General features: G+C 59.6%; 15 protein-coding genes. 12 read left to right on the top strand and 3 right to left on the bottom strand.

Annotated elements, in window-relative coordinates:
- The first annotated feature begins 76 nt into the window (after positions 1–76).
- Together tgt and yajC are read left to right on the top strand one after the other, a co-directional pair.
- Positions 77–1,210: a tRNA guanosine(34) transglycosylase Tgt gene (gene tgt / locus ACFO3S_RS19190; protein WP_378099409.1), complete on the top strand. Its 1,134-nt coding sequence runs from the start codon at positions 77–79 to the stop codon at positions 1,208–1,210.
- 18 nt (positions 1,211–1,228) lie between these two features.
- Complete coding sequence (gene yajC, locus ACFO3S_RS19185; RefSeq protein ID WP_378099408.1) at positions 1,229–1,546, top strand: preprotein translocase subunit YajC; 318 nt, start codon at positions 1,229–1,231, stop codon at positions 1,544–1,546.
- 120 nt (positions 1,547–1,666) lie between these two features.
- On the opposite strand, the gene ACFO3S_RS19180 is transcribed toward yajC, so the two are convergent.
- On the bottom strand, positions 1,667–2,524 hold the full coding sequence (locus tag ACFO3S_RS19180) for a phosphatase PAP2 family protein (RefSeq protein ID WP_378099406.1): 858 nt from the start codon (positions 2,522–2,524) through the stop codon (positions 1,667–1,669).
- Between the two features lie 72 nt (positions 2,525–2,596).
- Positions 2,597–3,001, bottom strand: coding sequence for a TIGR04086 family membrane protein (locus tag ACFO3S_RS19175; protein WP_378099404.1), 405 nt, complete (start codon positions 2,999–3,001; stop codon positions 2,597–2,599).
- A gap of 229 nt (positions 3,002–3,230) precedes the next feature.
- On the opposite strand from ACFO3S_RS19175, the gene ACFO3S_RS19170 reads away from it, so the two are divergent.
- A complete protein-coding gene (locus ACFO3S_RS19170; protein ID WP_378099402.1) occupies positions 3,231–3,962 on the top strand; it encodes a YetF domain-containing protein in 732 nt (243 codons plus the stop codon).
- Positions 3,963–3,966: 4 nt separating this feature from the next.
- On the opposite strand, the gene spoVB is transcribed toward ACFO3S_RS19170, so the two are convergent.
- Complete coding sequence (gene spoVB / locus ACFO3S_RS19165; protein WP_378099400.1) at positions 3,967–5,541, bottom strand: stage V sporulation protein B; 1,575 nt, start codon at positions 5,539–5,541, stop codon at positions 3,967–3,969.
- Between the two features lie 128 nt (positions 5,542–5,669).
- Here spoVB and ACFO3S_RS19160 point away from each other — a divergent pair, with 128 nt between their 5' ends.
- The 9 genes from ACFO3S_RS19160 to ACFO3S_RS19120 all read left to right on the top strand — a co-directional run bounded on the left by ACFO3S_RS19160 (position 5,670) and on the right by ACFO3S_RS19120 (position 15,545).
- On the top strand, positions 5,670–6,002 hold the full coding sequence (locus ACFO3S_RS19160) for a post-transcriptional regulator (RefSeq protein ID WP_378099398.1): 333 nt from the start codon (positions 5,670–5,672) through the stop codon (positions 6,000–6,002).
- Positions 6,003–6,127: 125 nt separating this feature from the next.
- Positions 6,128–7,402, top strand: coding sequence for a protein translocase subunit SecD (secD, locus tag ACFO3S_RS19155; RefSeq protein WP_378099396.1), 1,275 nt, complete (start codon positions 6,128–6,130; stop codon positions 7,400–7,402).
- Positions 7,392–8,300 carry a protein translocase subunit SecF gene (gene secF / locus ACFO3S_RS19150; RefSeq protein WP_378099394.1) on the top strand — a complete coding sequence of 303 codons (909 nt, stop codon included), beginning with the start codon at positions 7,392–7,394 and terminating at the stop codon, positions 8,298–8,300. The genes secD and secF overlap by 11 nt, the downstream gene beginning before the upstream one ends.
- A 23-nt stretch (positions 8,301–8,323) precedes the next feature.
- Positions 8,324–9,262, top strand: a complete 939-nt coding sequence (locus ACFO3S_RS19145) for a cation diffusion facilitator family transporter (protein WP_378099392.1) — start codon at positions 8,324–8,326, stop codon at positions 9,260–9,262.
- Positions 9,263–9,352: 90 nt separating this feature from the next.
- A complete protein-coding gene (gene recJ / locus ACFO3S_RS19140; RefSeq protein WP_378099390.1) occupies positions 9,353–11,788 on the top strand; it encodes a single-stranded-DNA-specific exonuclease RecJ in 2,436 nt (811 codons plus the stop codon).
- Between the two features lie 123 nt (positions 11,789–11,911).
- On the top strand, positions 11,912–12,424 hold the full coding sequence (locus ACFO3S_RS19135; RefSeq protein ID WP_378099388.1) for an adenine phosphoribosyltransferase: 513 nt from the start codon (positions 11,912–11,914) through the stop codon (positions 12,422–12,424).
- 210 nt (positions 12,425–12,634) lie between these two features.
- On the top strand, positions 12,635–14,827 hold the full coding sequence (locus tag ACFO3S_RS19130) for a RelA/SpoT family protein (protein ID WP_378099386.1): 2,193 nt from the start codon (positions 12,635–12,637) through the stop codon (positions 14,825–14,827).
- Positions 14,828–14,858: 31 nt separating this feature from the next.
- Positions 14,859–15,299, top strand: a complete 441-nt coding sequence (gene dtd / locus ACFO3S_RS19125; protein WP_378099384.1) for a D-aminoacyl-tRNA deacylase — start codon at positions 14,859–14,861, stop codon at positions 15,297–15,299.
- Positions 15,300–15,365: 66 nt separating this feature from the next.
- Positions 15,366–15,545 carry a hypothetical protein gene (locus ACFO3S_RS19120; protein WP_378099382.1) on the top strand — a complete coding sequence of 60 codons (180 nt, stop codon included), beginning with the start codon at positions 15,366–15,368 and terminating at the stop codon, positions 15,543–15,545.
- The last annotated feature ends 904 nt before the right edge of the window (positions 15,546–16,449 follow it).

Raw genomic sequence — 16,449 nt, 5'->3', positions numbered from 1 at the left:
GCCAGGGGCCGAAGTTGACCGCAATCAACTCGAATCAGCCGACTCTATTTTGCTTCTTGAAAGGAATTTATCCACCATGGCTGTCCAATACGAATTGATCAAAACGTGCGCCCAGACCGGGGCCAGACTCGGCAGGCTGCACACGCCCCACGGCGTCATCGACACGCCGACGTTCATGCCGGTCGGCACGCTCGCTTCCGTCAAAGGGGTAAGCCCCGAGGAGCTGAAGACGCTTGGCGCCCAGATCATCCTCAGCAACACCTACCATCTGTTCCTCCGTCCCGGCCATGAGCTGGTGAAGGAGGCGGGAGGCCTTCACCGGTTCATGAACTGGGACCGGCCGATCTTGACGGACAGCGGCGGCTTCCAGGTGTTCTCCCTGAGCGAGATGCGGAAGATTACCGAAGAAGGCGTGGAGTTCCGCTCCCATCTGAACGGCGACAAGCTGAGCCTGACCCCGGAGAGCGCGACGCGCGTGCAAAATGCGCTCGGCGCCGACATTGTGATGGCGTTCGACGAGTGCCCGCCCTACCCGGCCGAGTACGAATACGTCAAGCAATCGACCGAGCGGACGAGCCGCTGGGCCGAGCGGTGTCTCAAGGCGCACGAACGGCCGCAGGACCAGGCGCTATTCGGTATCGTGCAGGGGGGCATGCACGCAGACTTGCGCAAAAAGAGCGCCAAGGATTTGACTTCCCTTGATTTTCCGGGGTATGCTATTGGTGGACTAAGCGTGGGCGAGCCTAAGCCGCTCATGTACGAAATGTTGGAAGAGACCGTCCCTTTTCTTCCCGGCAACAAGCCGCGGTACTTAATGGGGGTCGGTTCTCCGGATGCCCTTCTCGAAGGCAGCATTCGCGGGGTGGACATGTTCGACTGCGTTCTGCCGACGCGAATCGCCCGCAACGGAACGCTGATGACAAGCCAGGGCCGAATGGTCGTCCGCAACGCCAAGTACACGAACGATTTTAGTCCGCTCGATCCGGAATGCTCCTGCTACGCATGCCGGCATTACTCCCGAGCCTACATCCGGCACCTGATTAAAGCGGACGAGATGTTTGGACTCCGCCTGACGACCATACATAATCTTCACTTTTTGGTTCAGTTGATGGTTCAGGTTCGCGAGGCGATTCGGGAAGACAGGCTGGGGACGTTCCGCGACGAATTTTTCGAGAAATATGGCATGGCTCACAACGAAAGCGGTTTTTAAGAGAGGGGGGAAAACGAAATGTGGTTGGCAGAAACGGCAGCCGCCGGCGGAAGCATCTGGATGACGCTGGCGCCCTTTGTTCTGATGTTCGCCATCTTTTATTTCCTGTTGATCCGTCCGCAGCAGAAGAAGCAGAAGCAGCGCGGAGCGATGCTCAACGCTCTGAAGAAGGGCGATAAAGTGGTGACGGTCGGCGGGCTGCACGGAACGATCGCGGAGATTACCGACGATACGGTCGTGCTCAAGGTGAACGATGTGACCAAGCTGACATTCGACCGTTCGTCCGTGAATAACGTGACAGCGAAGAGCGAGTCCCCGTCGTTGGAGAAATCCTGACGGTCGCCGGCGCAGAATGAAAGAAGCCTTACCGAATCGGAGGAAGCTCCGGAACGGGAAGGCTTTTTTCATGGCTTGCTGCCGCTTGCGGGAGCTCCGGGCGCGGACGGGACGGCGGGCTCAGGACTCGACGGAGTGCGACGGTTCAAGCGGCTCCCGGGTCTGCCAGGCCGGATCCGAAGCGAATCTGATCTCGGCCCACGCGCCGACCTTCAATCCGACGTACACGCTGAATACGGCCAGCGCGACGCCTGCGGCCATATCGGTAAACCAGTGGATGCCGAGATAGAATATCGAGAACACGATGACGACGGCGTTCACCCAGGCGAAAGTCGACCAGCGGCGAATTCCGGAGCGGCTCGCGATCAGGGCAAGCGTGACGGACAAGGAAGTATGGAGGCTCGGCAGGCAATTGTTCAAGCCGGACAGCGACCGATAGTGCTGCTCGAAGGCCGGAAACGCGTGAAGCATCAAAAATTGGATTTGCGGGTTCGCGTACCACGCTTCGTTGACCGGTACGAACAGGTAAAAGGGAACGGCGATCAAGTAATTGAGCAGAATCGCGATGCAGGTGGCGTAATAGAGCTTCATATTTCGCTTGTACGTATAGATGCCGACCGATGCGATCATCGTCGCCTGGAACAGAACGAGGTAGAAGACCGCGCAGACGCCGACGAGAAGATCCGATTGCAGCCGGCTCTGCAGTCCGGCCTGCCAAGCGCCTTCCCAGCCTGTCAGCGCCGAGGTCAAGTCGTACGAGATGTTGATCCAGTTCTCCAGATGGAGCTCGTATTTGTTCAGAAGCAAAATGGCCAGGACCGCGAGGAAGAAGAGCAAATACTGGCGGGATTGAATTAACGCTTTGACGAACGTCCACCCGACGGCCAGCGGCTGCCGGCCCGCTCCGAACCAGATAAGAACAACGACCGCGAACGCGGTGGCGTAGGCCACTGTAGACATATTGTGAAATAAAATCATGACACGTCCTCCGAAAGCTCGATGAGAAACACCAACCAACCTATTATATCACATCGGCGGTGCTTTCACCCCTCATCGGGATTTCGTGCCAGCGCTTGCATTCACGCCGAGCATGCCGCCTACCGCTCCGGACAGACAGGCGACCAGAAGGAATGTCGGAACCGCCGCCGACCAGCCGGCATCGGTAGCCAGGAAGCTGATCGCGAGCAGCAGCAGGGCGTAAAGCAGACCGTTGGCCATTCCGAAATACCAGCCTCTTCGACCGGATCTCTTGGCGGACACGAATCCGCCCGCCAGCGTCGCGAAGCCGTGAACGCCGAACACCCAGGGCTGCATGCTCGATTCGGTCAAGGATGAGCCGGTCAGCAGGACGGACAGGACGAGCGCTCCGATCGCCAGCCAAATGCCGGACCAGTACAGTCCGGAAGCAACGGGGGAAGCGCTGCGCAGCCCGAATAGGCGAGATAACGAATTCAAGGCCGATCACTCCTAACGAGAATAAGTTTAGTATCAGCTTATGGCGGGCCGGCGGATCCTAGTACAGGCCCATCCGGATTTTCGGGACGGGACGTCCGGCGTTTCCATATTTTCCGCAGGCTAGACCGGAATGAGGCGTTTCCGAGGCGGTGACACTAAAGGTCCGAACGACCTCATCTGGCACCGCTTCGCAGCAGTGGGCCTGACAGGGATGAAAGGCGGGGTACGCATGGAAATGGCCACGATCTTGCTTCGGACGATCTTCATGTATTTCTTCATTTTCCTGATCATGAGGATGATGGGCAAGCGCGAAATCGGCAAGCTGTCGGTGTTTGACCTGGTCATCTCGATTATGATCGCCGAGATCGCCGTTATCGTCATCGAATCGACGGAGAAGACGCTGCTGACCGCCGTCGCGCCGATCGTCCTGCTGGTGGTGATCCAGCTGGGGATCGCCTTCCTGTCGCTCAAAAATCGGACGATCCGGCTGCTGATCGACGGCAAACCGAGCGTCCTGATTCAAGACGGCCATCTGAATCGCAGGGAGATGTTCCGCCAGAGATACAACATGGACGACCTGATGCTGCAGCTGCGGGAAAATCAGGTGTCCGATATTGCCGAGGTCAAGATGGCCGTGCTGGAGTCAACAGGAAAGCTTTCCGTTATTATGAGGGAACAAAGAGGAATCGACAGCTCGGAGAGTGCGGACGATCGTCAGTCGGGCGTTTCCGGAGCGGCGGCGGACGCGAAGTCGGAAGCGGGACCGAAAATCCGTTACGAGCTGCTTCCGCTGCCGCTTATCATGGACGGACAAGTCCAGGACGACAACTTGAACAAGCTGGGCAAAACCCGGTTTTGGTTAAAGAGCGAGCTGCAGCCGCACGGCGTGGACAGCTTTAAACAGGTGTTTTTCTGCAGCATCGACCATAAGGGCAAGCTATACGTAGACAAAAAGGAATAAGCGATCAGGACGGATTTCGGGGGGACAGAAACCGCCCGAAGAACGGCAGCCGCGCGATGTCCTCGCGGTCGATCAACCGGAGAGGAAAGAGCAGCAGCAAATAGACGGCGATGCCGGAAGCGGCGGCGGCGGCCAGGTTCGCGGCGTGAGGGCCGAACCAGTCGAACTCCCATATGCGCAGCGTCGCCGCGCTCATGATCATCATGGCGGCGGTTACTTTCAGAAAGTCGAACGGGCGCATCCGAAATCCGGTCAGCCGCGATACGCTAATCCAATGAAGCAGAGTGACCAGCGTCATATTGACGCCGATCGCGGCGACGACGCCGGCGATGCCAAGATCCGGGTCGGTTGCGAGCCGCGCGATCAGCACCAGCTTGACGGCCGCTCCGGCAAAGGTGTTAAACAGAGCGGTTCCCGGACGGTTGAGCGCCTGCAGTGCGGCCTGGAGCGGAGACTGCATGTACAGGAAAATCGCCAGCGGCGCCATCCATCTCAGCATGGGCGCCATCGAGTCGTCTCCGTAGAGCAGCTTACAGACCGGGGCGGCCAGCAGCGCAAGCAGAACGACGAACGGCGCTCCGGTAATGACGGCCAGCTTCATCGATTGATGAAGCCGCGCTCGAATCGCCGGCCAATCGCCGCGCGAGGCGGCTTCGGACAAGGAGGGGACCAGGGAAACGGCCAGCGAATACGTCAGCGCCCCCGGCAGCAGCAGCAGCGGAATGACCATGCCCTGCAGCGCGCCGTATTGAGCGGTCGCTCCGGCGGCGGCGATCCCCGCGATTGTCAGGCTCCGCACGGTCAGTATCGACTCCAGCAAGTAGGAGAGGGAGCCGATCATTTTGCTTCCGGTTACCGGAATGGCCGTACTCAGCAGGTCGCGGGCATAGCTCTTGGCCGGGGCATGCGAAGGAGGCGGCTGCTGAGGCTCGGACTCCTTTCTGCGCTCCAGAACGAACTGCCGCCACAGCACGAGCAAGCCCGCGAACTCCCCGACCGCCATGCCCATCACGCCGCCCGCCGCCGCTGCCTCCAGCCCGTACGGAAGGAGCAGGCCGGCGAGCAGCAGCGTGAAGACGATGCGAAAAATCGTCTCCGTCGTCTGGGAGATCGCGGTGGGGACCATGTTCTGCTTGCCTTGGAAGTAGCCGCGCCAGACGGAAGAAACCGCGACGAGCGGAAGGATGGGAATCATCGCCAGAAAGGCGGTTCGCACGCGGGGATCGGTCATTATTTGAGTCGAGATGAAGTCCGAGAGCGCCAGGCAGACCGCCGCGGCGACCAGACTGATCGACACAGATATCGTGATGGCGATGTTCAGAATTCGCCGTACGCCGGCCGAGTCGCCCTTCGAGTCCGCTTCCGCGACGAGCTTGGCTACCGCCAGGGGGATGCCGCCCGAGATCAGCGTCAGCAGCACGATCGTAAACGGAAAGACGAGCTGGATCAATCCGACCCCCTCCGCGCCGACCATTCTCGGCAGCGCGATGCGGGGGACGAAGCCGAGCAGCCGATTGAGCAGCCCGGCCGCCAGCAGGATCATGGCGCCCTGGATAAAGGACTGTTTGCGCAAGCTCAATGAAATCCCTCTTCCCTTGCATGGGTTAGTCCATATGTATGCAAGGGTTGTCCGTCTTCATGCCTCCGGCAGGAAAACGGAGGTTGAACGAAGAAAGAATATAGAGGACAATAAGGAGAACAACGTGGATGGACACGAGGCAGGAGGGAATCGCTGTGGAAGAGCGGGACAATACGATGTCGGCCGTCGAACCGGACAAGCCGGAGTCCGAATCGGTCTTAAGCGAGGAAGAGCTGAACGAGACGATCGTGCAGCTTTGCCGGAGCAAGGCGGAGGAGTTTCGTCTAATCGGCTACGAGCAGGTGACCGGGGAAGACGTGTGGGAATGCGTCAGCGACAAGTACCACAAGAAAGGGGTTCCGCCGCTTTACGAGATCGTTAACGACATTCTATCCTTAAAGGTCACCCAATTCATGAACTTCATTACGCTTAATATGTATAGAGGCGAATTTCGCAAATAACGGAAGGGACGATTCTGCCGGCATTCTCGCGATGCCCGGACCGGATCGTCCCTCGTTTTTGACTTCTTTTTGATCGCGTAGGTATAATAGGAACATTGAGAATGGAAAGGGGACCGCAAACAGAGATGAAACGTATAGTCGCTTTCGTGCTTGTCGTTCTCGTCGGCTTTGCAGTGATGGGAATTTTCACTCCGGGGCTGCTGAACGGTACGAAGCTTGGGCTTGACCTGAAAGGCGGGGTCGAAATTCTGTATGAGGCCCATCCGCTCACGGAAGGCGGCACGGTCACGAAGGAATCGCTGACCCGGACGGCGCTCAGCCTCGAGGAACGGGCGAACAGAAGCGGCGTAGCCGAGCCGGAAGTCACGACCGAAGGCAAAAACCGCATTCGTCTGAAGATCGCCGTCTCAACCGGCGAAACGGCCAAAGAAAGGGACGAAGCGATCCAGAAAATTCGCGATCTGATGAAGCGTCCGGCGGAACTGCAGTTCCGCAGCGCGGACGGCTGCGCGGACGGCTCCTTCTGCAAGGTGGAGCTGTACGGCTCCGACTTCAAGGAAGGCGCCGCCAAGGTCGAGCTGGGCGAGCTTAACAGCTACATGGTCCGGATCGAGGTGAAGGAGAAGCAGAAGCTGGCCGACGTGTCGACTAGGCTCGTAAACCAGAAATTGGCGATTTTCCTGGACGATGTGCTTCAGTCGGACCCTGAAGTGCGGCAGCCGCTGACCGACGGAACGGCCGTCATTACCGGGCAAGACTCCCGTCAGGAGGCGCAGGAGCTGGCCGATATTATCAACCTGGGCGCGCTGCCGCTTAAGCTGACCGAGAAATATACCCAGAGCGTCGGGGCGACGCTCGGTCAGAAGGCGCTGGAGGACACGCTGTTCGCCGGCATTCTGGCTTCGGTGCTGATTCTCGTATTTATGGTGGTCGTCTACCGGCTTCCGGGCTTCGTCGGAAGTCTCTGTCTGGTCGTGTTCGTCTGGGTGCTGCTCGGCGTTCTCTATCTCATGAACGCGACGTTGACGCTCCCCGGGATCGCGGCGTTCGTGCTCGGAGTCGGGATCGCCGTAGACGCCAACATCATTACGGCCGAACGAATTATGGAGGAGCTGCGCAGCGGCAAGTCGATCGCCTCTTCTCTTCGCGCCGGAGCCAAGAACAGCTTCCGGACGATTATCGACGCGCATCTGACGTCGGCTATCGCCGGCTTCGTGCTTTTGTTTATGGGGCATGGCATCGTAAAAAGCTTCGCGGTCGTATTCCTGTGGAGCATTGCCGTCAACATTTTGACGAACGTCTTCCTGCCTCGCTATCTGCTTAATCTGCTCGTGAAGAGCTCTTATTTCACAAAACCGAAGTATTACAATGTGAAGGAGAGTGAAATAAGTGCGCTCTGAACGAAAATTCGACTTTGTCAAATCCAGCCGCATTTTTATGATCTCCTCCGCCGCCGTTATGCTGATCGGATTGGTCGCGCTAGGCGTGTTCGGTCTGAATTACGGAATCGATTTCAGCTCCGGCACGTCCGTGGACGTCTCGACGAGCAAGAAGCTGGAGGATGCGCAGGTCAAAACGTTCCTGGACGATCAGAATTTGGGGAGCTATACGCTGGCATCCGGGGAAAACCGGGAATCGATCCGCTTTAAGACGGCGCTTAACGAAGATCAGGAGAAGCAGTTCAAAGAGAACTTCCTGGCCCAACTGGATCAGGAGGCCTCGTTCGAGATCAATATCGTCGACGTGGATATCGCGAAGGAGCAGGAGAGAAACGCTCTGATCGGGATGGCTGTCGCGAGCCTCGGCATTATGCTTTACATCGTCATCCGTTTTGAATGGCGCTTCTCGATCGGCGCGATCGTATCGACGGTTTACGATGCCCTATTCGTCATCTGCGTCTTTTCGATTTTCCGTTTGGAGGTTAATCTGCCGTTCATTCTGGCCGTGCTGACCATCATCGGCTACTCGATCAACGATACGGTCGTCATCTTCGACCGAATTCGGGAAAATCTTCGTTTCGCGAAGATCAAAAGCCATGCGGATCTGGACAAGCTGGTTAACGACAGCATCTGGCAAACGCTGGCGCGTTCGATCAATACGGTTATTACGGTGCTGATCGCGGCCGTCTGCCTGTTCATCTTCGGCGGGCAGTCGATCAAGCTGTTCTCTCTGGCCATCATTATCGGTCTGGCGAGCGGCGCATACTCTTCGATCTTCATCGCCAGCCAGGTCTGGCTCTACTTTAAGAAGAAGCAACCGTTGAAGAAGGTCGCCGTCAAACCGCAAAGCACGCCGTAGACATCAGAAAAGGGGGAGCTCTTGTGGCTGCGGTTCAACGTTCTCTTTCTGCGGAAAAAGGCACCCTCGTTTCCGTATGGGGGCTGCTCGGCCTCTTTATCGTGAAGGGCTCGGTCGGCTGGTTGACGGGAAGCAAGGCGCTGCTGGCCGACGCCTGCCATTCCGCGGCCGATTGCGCCGGCACGTTCACCACTTATTTGGGGCTGCGCAAGGCGAGGCTCGAGCCCAATCCGACCGTCTCGTCCCCGAACCCGGAATCGATTGCGGCGATCGTCCTGTCGGCCATGCTGCTTGTCGCCGGGCTGGAGATGGGCGTCTCCTCGATCCGGGCGGTCGCCAGCGGCCCCGAAGAGGCTCCCGGAGTCGGGGCCGTCGTCGTCATCGCGGTCGGCATCGGCGCCAGGGAGGCCATCGTCCGCTACAAGCGCCGCTGCGACAGCCGCTGCGGCATACGCGGCGACCGGGCCGGAGACAACCGCTCCGATATTTTCGCTTCGCTTACCGCGCTTGTCGGGACAGGGGGCGCCGTCCTCGGCTCCTGGTACAACATGCCGTTCCTGTACGTGCTCGATCCGGCCGCGGGACTCGTCATCTCGGTTTTCGTCATTCGGATGGGCTATCGGCTGACCGCGGGCGTCGTCCGCGCCTCGGCCCGCTGTTCGATCGACGATTCCGGCACCCAGACGATGCTCGAAGCGGTGCAGAGAGTCGACGGCGTCGTCGCCGTGGACGAGGTAAAGGCGAGGGAGCGCGGACATTACATCGTGCTGGACGTCGCGATTCGCGTCAATCCCCGTATTAGCGTCTTCGAGGGCCAGGATGTGGCGAATCGGGTTCGACGCATGCTGACCAAGCGGTTTCTGCACGTGATGGACGTGAACGTCAAAGTTCAGCCCTACGATCCGGGTTATCCGTACAAATCGAATCATCAAGAGGAACAGATGCCCTCAGTGCTGCAATAATACTGCAATAATACGCCCTTCGAGATCCGCCGCCGGTTAGGCGGCGGATCGTTCTCGTCATAAGGGCCGAACCGGAGGAACACAGTCGCCATGATCAAATCGAAATACAGGTGGGATCTGCCGGAACGCTCGGCGGATCGGGAGAAGGAGCTGATCGCCGAGCTGGGCGTCGGTCCGCTCGCGGCGGGCGTGCTCGCCTCAAGGGGGCCGGAATCGCTCGCAGAAGTCCGCGCCTTTCTGGCTCCGTCGGCTGAAGGGCTGCTGGATCCGTTCGGAATGAAGGGAATGGCGGAGGCGGCGGACCGCATCCGGCGCGCGGTGCGGGACGGGGAGCGAATTCGCGTCTACGGCGACTACGACGCCGACGGCGTCACGTCGACCGCGCTGATGATCCGGCTGCTGACCGAGCTTGGCGCCAGCTTCGACACGTACATACCTCATAGAAGCCGCGAAGGCTACGGGCTGAATAACGCCGCGCTCGACCTGGCCGCCGCTGCGGGAGTTCGACTGCTGATCACGGTGGATAACGGCATCAGCGCGGTCGAACAGATCGCCTATGCCGCAAGCCTTGGCATCGACGTCGTTGTCACCGACCACCACGAACCGCCCGAGCAGCTTCCGGCCGCCGCGATTGCGCTCGTCAACCCGAAGCAGAAGGATTGTCCTTATCCGTTTAAGGGGCTGTGCGGCGCAGGCGTCGTGTTCAAGCTGGCGCATGCGATGCTCGGACGTCCGGTGCTCGAATACGCCGACTTGGCGGCGATCGGAACGATCGCGGATCTGATGCCGCTCACGGGCGAGAATCGGATCATCGCCCGGCTCGGGCTGGCCCGGCTGCGGGAAGCGCCGCCGCAGGGCATTCGGGCGCTGGCCCGGGTCGCAGGCATTCCGGTCGAGGAGATCTCCGCCGGCCGGGTCGGCTTCTCCCTGGCTCCGAGGCTGAACGCCGGAGGCAGACTGGAGCATGCCGACATCGCGGTCCGGCTTCTGGCGGCGTCCGACGAAGCCGAGGCGGAGACTAGCGCGCAGGAGCTGGATCGGTTAAACGCGGAGCGGCAGCAGCTTGTCGAGCGGACGGCAGCGGAAGCGGAGGAGATGTGGCTTGCGCAGCGGAAGGCGGACGGGGATCGGCCGAGACGGGCGATCGTTCTCGCGAAGGCGGGCTGGAACGCCGGCATCGCGGGTTTGGTCGCGTCCAGGCTCGTCGAACGCCACTACCGTCCGGCCGTCGTTCTTGCCGTTGATGAGGAGTCGGGGCTGTGCAAAGGCTCGGCGCGCTCTATCGACGGATTCGACCTGTACGCCGCGCTTGTGGAATGCGCCGACCTGCTCGAGCATTACGGCGGGCATCCGGCGGCGGCGGGGATGACCTTGCGCGCGGACCGCGCGGCGGAGCTGGGCGACCGCCTCGACCGGCTTGCCGGGTTATGGCTGACGGACGAGGATTGGCAGCCGAAGCGCCGCGTCGACCTGTGCGTCTCGCTGGAGGACGTCACGCTGCGAGCCGTCGAGCAGCTGGCGGCGCTGGAGCCGTTCGGCAGCGGGAATCCGACGCCGCGCGTCGTCCTGCAGGACGTCGTTATCAAGGAATGCCGGACGATGGGCAAGGAAGACAAGCATTTAAGATTAACGGTCGAGCAGGCGGGCCGCACTCTCGAAGCGGTGGGTTTCGGCATGGGACCGGAACGGGAGAAGCTGGTTGGGGGCATGAGCGTCGATCTGCTGGGCGAGCTGACCGTTAACGAGTGGAACGGAAACCGGAAGACGCAGATGGTCGTGCAGGACTACCGGTCGGACCATCTGCTCGTGAACGATCGGCGCGGGGAGCGCAATCTGTGGACGGCTCTGGAGCGTCTGATCGGCGCGGAGGCCGAAGCACTCGCCGTCGTGTGCGCCTCCAAGGCCGTCTTCCGTGAAGCCGTCGCCCGCTTCGGGGAGGCGGGGGTGCCGTTCGGCTTGTACGAGACGCCGGGCGATACGGAGGCCGCCGCGGCGGCCGAAGACGGGAACGAGGGGCTGCCGGCGTCCGGCTTCCGCCATCTCGTTCTGCTGGGGCTGCCCGGGGGCGAGCCCGAGATCGGCACGCTTAAGCGCTTGCTGCTGCCGGAGCGGGGGCTGGAGAAGGTGACGGTGCTGCCGGACGGCAGCCAGCCGGCGGCGCCGGAGACTGCGAACGGCCGGGGACGTCTCTTTCCCGAACGGGCGCATTTTGCGGAGGTGTATAAGCTGTGCCTCAAGAAGGGCAGCTGGCTGGACAGCCCGGACGGCTTCCTGCGGGAGACGGCGCTGGCGACGTCTTGGCCGCTCGCGACCGTCCGCATGATGCACGAGGTGTTTATCGAGCTGGGCTTTATCGCCGCCGACGGGGTGTCGCGCAAAGTCGTCGCCAACCCCCCGCGCAAGGAGCTGGGGGAATCGGCGCGCTACCGCAAGGCGAAGGAGCAAGCGGCCGTGCGGAGTCTGCAGGAAATGACGGCGGAGGAGCTGCGGAGCTGGATGGTTGCCTGTCATTCCGCCGCCGGGTGACGGGGGAAGAAGGGGAATCGGCGCAGAGAGCTTCCCGCTAGCCAAAGGCCGACCAAAAAGTGTATAATGCTACTCGTGAACTCGAACGAATACGTTTCATGCCGATAAAGGAGCCTGATATCCGTGAATTTCAAAGATTACATCCGCGTCATTCCCGATTTTCCGCAGCCGGGCATCCGGTTTAAGGATATTACGACGCTGCTGAAGGACGGTCAGGCGTATCGCGCCGCCATCGACGCGCTTAGAGAGCTCGTAAAAGACAAGCAAATCGACCTGATCGCGGGTCCAGAGGCGCGCGGCTTCGTCATCGGCGCTCCGCTCGCGCTCGCGCTCGGCATTGGCTTCGTGCCGATCCGCAAGAGCGGCAAGCTTCCCGGAGAGACGGTGGAGGCCGCTTACGATCTGGAGTACGGCAAAGACCGTCTCGCCATTCACAGCGACGCGATTAAGCCGGGCCAGAAGGTGCTGATCGCCGATGACCTGTTGGCTACGGGCGGCACGATCTCTACGTCGATCGAGCTGATCAACCGGCTCGGCGGCGAGATCGTAGGGGCGGCGTTTCTGATCGAGCTGAGCTATCTGAACGGCCGCGACAAGCTGAACGGGCTGGACGTCGCTGCGCTCGTGACGTATTAATCCGCTTTTTATGCGGACACGAAGGCACTCCTCGGCGGCTTGGCCGGTCGGGAGTGCCTTTTTGGCGCTTGGCGCCGCCGATTCGGGCGAGCGAATCTGGGACTTAAGTCTCTCGGCCAAGGTTGACGTTTCCTGTCGCGAAGAGGCATAATGATAGCAATACTTCTGGGGAAAACATCGGCGTAAGGCGCCGGCGGAAAGGAATTCGGCATGGGCATGGAGCTGCTTCTCGAGAAAGCATCTACTTATATGAAAGAGCAAGATCTGCAAAAAATCCGGGATGCGTACGAATTTGCCGAGGAAGCGCACCGCGGTCAAGTTCGCAAATCCGGCGAGCCTTATATTCTGCATCCGGTGGCCGTCGCCGAAATCTGCATGGGGATGCAGATGGACGTCATTACGGTGATGGCGGCTTTGCTTCACGACGTCGTCGAGGATACGAAGGTGACGCTGGACGACTTGCGCGAACGGTTCGGGGAGACGCTGGCCGGACTGGTCGACGGCTTGACCAAGCTGGAGCGAATTCAGTTCCGGTCCAAGGAGGAGCAGCAGAACGAAAATTACCGCAAAATGTTCGTAGCGATGGCCAACGATATTCGCGTCATTTTGATCAAGCTGGCCGACCGCCTTCACAATATGAGAACGCTCAAGTTTCAATCGGAGGAGAGCCAGCGGCGCATCGCGCAGGAGACGCTGGACATTTTTTGCCCGATCGCCCACCGGCTGGGGATCAGCGCCATCAAGTGGGAGATGGAGGATATCGCGCTTCGCTTTCTCAACCCGCAGCAATATTACCGCATCGCCCATCTGATGAAAATGAAGCGTACGGAGCGGGAGCAGTATATTTCGGAGCTCATCGACAAAATTCGCGAGAAGCTGGAAGAGATGGGCATTCAGGGCGATATTTCGGGGCGTCCGAAGCATATTTACAGCGTCTATAAGAAAATGATCTCGCGCAACAAGCAGTTTAATGAAATCTACGATTTGCTGGCGATTCGGATTCTCGTCGACAACGTGAAAGATTGCTATGCCACGCTCGGAATCATTCATACGCTGTGGAAGCCGATGCCCGGCCGGTTCAAAGACTATATCGCCATGCCGAAGGCGAACATGTATCAGTCGCTGCACACGACGATTGTAGGCTCGACGGGCGAGCCGACGGAGGTGCAAATTCGCACTTGGGAGATGCACCGCACAAGCGAATTCGGGATCGCCGCTCACTGGGCGTACAAGGACGGGAATGCGGCGGGCGTCGTTCCGGGCAGCTTCGGGGAAAAAATGAACTTCTTCCGCGAGATTATCGAGCTGCAGCAGGACACGCGGGATGCGGCGGAGTTCATGGAATCGCTGAAAATGGACTTTTTCACCGATCTCGTGTTCGTGTTTACGCCGAAGGGCGAAGTGTTCGAGCTGCCGGCCGGCTCCGTGCCGCTGGACTTCGCGTACCGGGTCCATACCGAGGTAGGCAACCGGACGATCGGAGCCAAGGTTAACGGCCGAATCGTCCCGCTGGATCATAAGCTGAGAACCGGAGACATCGTCGAGATTCTGACCTCCAAGCATTCCTACGGACCGAGCCAGGACTGGCTCAAAATCGCGCAATCGTCCCATACGAGAAGCAAAATCCGCCAGTGGTTCAAGAAGGAGAAACGCGAGGAAAGCGTCGAAAAAGGGCGGGAGCTGCTCGACCGCGAGCTGAAGCGGCTCGGCCTGGAGCCGCACGAATGGACATCGGACGAGAAGCTGCTGGATGCGGCGAAGAAGTTTACGTTTAACGACGTCGAGGATATGCTGTCCGCGATTGGCTTCGGCGGCATTACGGCGGCGCAGATCTGCACGAAGCTGACCGAGAAGCTGCGCAAGGAAGCGGAGGAGGCCCAGCAAATTCAGCTCACGGCGGAAGTCAAGGAGATGAAGGCGGCTTCCTCGGCCACGGAGAAAAAACGGGGCTCCCACGGCGTCAGCGTCAAAGGCGTGGACAATCTGCTCGTTCGGTTCGCGCGCTGCTGCAATCCGGTGCCGGGAGACGACATTATCGGCTATATTACGAGAGGACGGGGCGTATCGGTTCACCGGACCGACTGTCCGAACATCCCGACGGGCGAGGACGGGGAGGAGACGGCTCGGGTCATCGAGGTCGAATGGGAAGATTCGGTCGACGCCAACTACAGCGTGGAGATCGAGATACTCGGACACGACCGTCGGGGGTTGCTGAACGAGGTGCTTCAGGCCGTATCCGAGAGCAAGACGAATATCGCCGCCGTGTCCGGCCGATCGGACAAAAATAAATTGGCGATTATGCATATGACGATTCTGATTCGCAACAAGGAGCATCTGCAGTCGGTCGTGGACAAGATCAAACGGGTGAAGGACATTTTTTCCGTACAGCGGATGATGCAATAGAGACCCGAGGCAAGAGATGGAGGAAACCGGAATGAAGGTCGTGCTGCAGCGGGTATCCGAAGCCAAGGTCACCGTTCAGGGGGAGGCCGTTGGCGCCATAGGAAAAGGGCTGCTGCTGCTTGTCGGAGTCGGGCAGGAGGACACGGAGCAGGATTTGGCCTGGATGGCGGACAAGCTGGCCGGACTGAGAATTTTCGAGGACGAGGCCGGGAAAATGAACCTGTCGGTCGAGGACGTGGGCGGCGAGGTGCTCTCCGTATCTCAGTTCACGCTGTACGGCGACTGCCGCAAGGGCAGAAGGCCGAACTTCATGGGCGCAGCCCGGCCCGAGCAGGCCGAAGCGCTGTACGACAAATTCAACGAGCTGCTGGGGGCGCGGGGCTTGCGCGTCGAGACGGGGCGGTTTGGGGCGATGATGGATGTATCGCTCGTGAACGACGGCCCGGTGACGCTCATTCTGGAAAGCCGCTGACCGTTTGTCCAGGCGGCGATTGGGCCATACTACATGTCAAACCTTCTGTTAAAGGCGGGGAACGACATGAGGCAATCGCGCAAGGAGCAGACGACGCAATGGCTGATGCGGGAAGGGCTGATGCCCGAGCGCAGGGAGGCGATGGCTCTGGCGGCGCAGAGCGAGGAGTTCGGAGGCGAGCTGGGCGCGAGACCGGCCGCAGGCGCCGGGAACGGCCGCCGGCATCCGTCCGGCGGCAGGGGGTAAGCTGATGCTGTCGGGTTAAAGCTTGTCGCTCCATGGCCCAGGCAATAGATTGTGCTTTAGTGGAGTGAACCCGAGCCGTGGAGCGGAGGCCAACAAAGTGCTTTGACGAGACTCGATCCGTGGAGCGAAGGCCAAAATAGTGCCTTGATGAGACCCGATCCGTGGAGCGGAGGCCAAAAAAGTGCCTTGACGAGACCCGAGCCGTGGAGCGGAGGCCAAAAAAGTGCCTTGACGAGACCCGAGCCGTGGAGCGGAGGCCAAAAAAGTGCCTTGACGAGACCCGATCCGTGGAGCGGAGGCCAACAAAGTGCTTGACGAGACCCGAGCCGTGGAGCGGAGGTCAAAAAGTGCCTTGACGAGACCCGATCCGTGGAGCGAAGGCCAACAAAGTTCCTTGATGAGACTCGAGTCGTGGAGCGAAGGCCAACAAAGTTCCTTGACGAGACTCGAGCCGTGGAGCGGAGGCCAAAAAAGTGCCTTGACGAGACCCGATCCGTGGAGTGGAACGGCAGTCGCTCATGTTCACCTAACCCGACAATGTTGGGTGAACTCGGATCGACAGGCTAGAGAGACTAACGTCCGAAGTCCGCTGCAAGGCAGCGCTTACTTTTTTGTAATCAAACTGTAATCTGTTGTACACGCGAGCTTAAAATTTATCGTCTATTCTATAGACGACCCCCTTTTTCAATATAAACAACTATTGAACCTGCCGATTGCGGCAGGTTATTTTCTTTCGGCCTCCGATTAAGCGATGACCTCCGCGCAACGGGGGCGGCTTCAGGCTCCACGCACCTGAATCAAAAATGAATCGTTAAAGCCATGTGTGAGTAAGGTTGCGAGGGTATTGTCGAAAATAAAGAAAATCCAAATTTTACTGGCAATTTTGGAGGAGGAAACGGCTTAA

This window comes from Cohnella hongkongensis, assembly GCF_042654645.1.
GTDB classification, from domain to species: Bacteria; Bacillota; Bacilli; order Paenibacillales; family Paenibacillaceae; genus Cohnella; species Cohnella hongkongensis.
Note: the sequence above shows the minus strand (reverse complement) of the source record. Positions and strands in the feature narration are given on the sequence as shown.

Coding starts and splice junctions, on each gene's coding strand:
- tgt (WP_378099409.1), top strand. CDS start 77: ATGGCTGTCCAATACGAATTGATCAAAACGTGCGCCCAGACCGGGGCC.
- yajC (WP_378099408.1), top strand. CDS start 1,229: ATGTGGTTGGCAGAAACGGCAGCCGCCGGCGGAAGCATCTGGATGACG.
- ACFO3S_RS19180 (WP_378099406.1), bottom strand. CDS start 2,524: ATGATTTTATTTCACAATATGTCTACAGTGGCCTACGCCACCGCGTTC.
- ACFO3S_RS19170 (WP_378099402.1), top strand. CDS start 3,231: ATGGAAATGGCCACGATCTTGCTTCGGACGATCTTCATGTATTTCTTC.
- ACFO3S_RS19160 (WP_378099398.1), top strand. CDS start 5,670: ATGGACACGAGGCAGGAGGGAATCGCTGTGGAAGAGCGGGACAATACG.
- secD (WP_378099396.1), top strand. CDS start 6,128: ATGAAACGTATAGTCGCTTTCGTGCTTGTCGTTCTCGTCGGCTTTGCA.
- recJ (WP_378099390.1), top strand. CDS start 9,353: ATGATCAAATCGAAATACAGGTGGGATCTGCCGGAACGCTCGGCGGAT.
- ACFO3S_RS19130 (WP_378099386.1), top strand. CDS start 12,635: ATGGGCATGGAGCTGCTTCTCGAGAAAGCATCTACTTATATGAAAGAG.
- dtd (WP_378099384.1), top strand. CDS start 14,859: ATGAAGGTCGTGCTGCAGCGGGTATCCGAAGCCAAGGTCACCGTTCAG.
- ACFO3S_RS19120 (WP_378099382.1), top strand. CDS start 15,366: ATGAGGCAATCGCGCAAGGAGCAGACGACGCAATGGCTGATGCGGGAA.